Raw genomic sequence first — 1,946 nt, 5'->3', positions numbered from 1 at the left:
CGGCATAGATGCCACCTTCCCAACGAAGGAGGTGTGCATCAAACCCGGGGTGGTTCATCATCGCGAGTACAGCAGCGGCCGTTGTTCTGTAGATCGTCATGTCACCCAGCCTGATTCGAGGGCGTCTCACGGCCATCACACGCTCATCACTCGGCATGATGCTCCCCTCCGCCGGGCTCGCCGAGCTGGTGGCCGATGTCATGAAGGTCGTGACCCAGGTGGTACGCATCGAAGCCGAGTCCGAGAGCCTGGGCGCCCAGATGGCCGATTCCCAGCACACCCGCGACTCCTTCGACAGTCGGTCCGCCGATCAGGTAGAGCGGCCAGCTCGGGTTGATGCTCGGCGGAATCGGTTCGCCTGGGTAGTACGCATCACCCGTGTGACCATCCGGGTGGCTGTATCCGCCATGGCTCGCCGTACCGGGGTAGTAGCCCATCTCCGATCCGTGCGCGTCTTTGAACTCCATCTGCCCCTCGGCCGATGGCACGCTTGGCGGGGTGCCGGTCGAGCTGTTGGGCGTGGATCCCATCGCACTCGCCAGCCCGCCCGCTGCGGTGACACCACCGACGCCGTTGGCAACATCCTGTACGGCGCTGCCTTCCGTGCGACCCGCGTTGAGAATCGCGCTCAGGACGTCGTACCAATGCTGTAGATCGCCGAGTTGGCTGATCAGGTTCATGCGGTCGCTCCGGTCTTCTTGAATGCGTGCACACCGACCTGCCAGAAGCCGAGCAGCTGACCACGTCGAGCGCGTTCAGCCGCCGAAGGCAGGATCCACTGCGGTATGCGCGCAGCCGGCAGTCGCTTGCGACTGATCAGCCGCCACTCCAGGTAGATGTAGATGCCACCGGCAACGAGTAGCAGGAGCGACGCCCAGCCACCGAGCAGCAGCACGTGCGCCACCTTCGCCGGGGTCCGGACCGACGCATCGGAGTACGCGTTGCAGATTGCATGTTCACCAAGCGCCACCGCTGCCGTCACTGGCAGCGCCAGCCAGGTGAAGCGGCCTTTGCGGTACAGCATCGTGATGCCGAATCCCAGCGCTATCAGCGTTGTCCAGAGCAGATGACCTCCGGCCAGCATCGAACCGGCCTGGGTGTGGATCGGCAAGGCACTAGGAACCAGCAAGGACAGCGGCGGCGCGGCGCCGAGATCCATCCCACCGCGACCGAACAACGCGTTCTCGTGCAGCGCGAATCCGGCACCTGACCAAGCGCCGAGCAACATGATGTCGGCCACCGACAGCCGGACATCCTTCTTGCGCAATGCGAACCCGGCCACGAGCAGTACCGGCAACATCTTGAGGATCTCCTCGACCACCGGCATCACGACCACGTCACCGAGCTGCGGCATCCGCTCCAGCCGGTTCATCGTCGGTCTGCCGACAAGGATCGCCAAGCCGAACGCTGCGAAGAAGCCGGCGAATCCGGTCTTGAGGAAGGTCGGCAACGTGAGCGTCCGGACCGTACCGGCAGCCAAGGTCAACAGGACCAGCGTCCACCCGTGCGCCAAGACGTCGTTCACGAACAAACCGAAGCCACCCGCCTCGGTCACCTTCGGCAGCGTGATCAGCAAGGTCAGCGCCGAGCCGGCGACCCCGATCAGTCCCGCCCAGTCACGCTTACCAGCCGGCCTACTGATGCTCTGGCCGAGGGCTGTCATCCATCTCTCCCGCCTGTCCAACCGACGCAAATCGCCGGCACCCCCAACCTCCCGCCCCGACATCTCACCGCCGTGACACCGCCATCACCTGCCCCCACCCCCGGACCCCGCCCCCGCCGTACACCGCAATGTCGCCTCCCGCCTCCCACCCAAAGGTGGGTCGCCGTGTCTTTGGGCACGAGATGCATCTTTGGGTATCCACCAACCACTTCAGCGGCGCAGAAATGGCTGATGCGTACACAAAGACGCGCCACGCGCACAAAGGTGCGTCGCCGTGTCTTTG

General features: G+C 64.7%; 2 protein-coding genes. Both read right to left on the bottom strand.

The annotated features are described in order from the left end of the window. Window positions 1-146: 146 nt before the first annotated feature. Window positions 147-680 (bottom strand): hypothetical protein, encoded by a 534-nt coding sequence (locus tag ABD231_RS41230; RefSeq protein WP_344165713.1) that lies wholly within the window; start codon window positions 678-680, stop codon window positions 147-149. Beyond that, entirely contained in the window at window positions 677-1,663 is a 987-nt protein-coding gene (locus ABD231_RS41225; RefSeq protein WP_344165710.1) for a PrsW family glutamic-type intramembrane protease, read from the bottom strand. Before ABD231_RS41225 ends, ABD231_RS41230 begins: the two co-directional genes overlap by 4 nt. Between the last annotated feature and the right edge of the window lie 283 nt (window positions 1,664-1,946).

The organism is Kribbella yunnanensis, assembly GCF_039529655.1.
In the GTDB taxonomy this organism is placed as follows: domain Bacteria; phylum Actinomycetota; class Actinomycetes; order Propionibacteriales; family Kribbellaceae; genus Kribbella; species Kribbella yunnanensis.
This window is presented reverse-complemented; position numbering and strand designations above follow the sequence as displayed.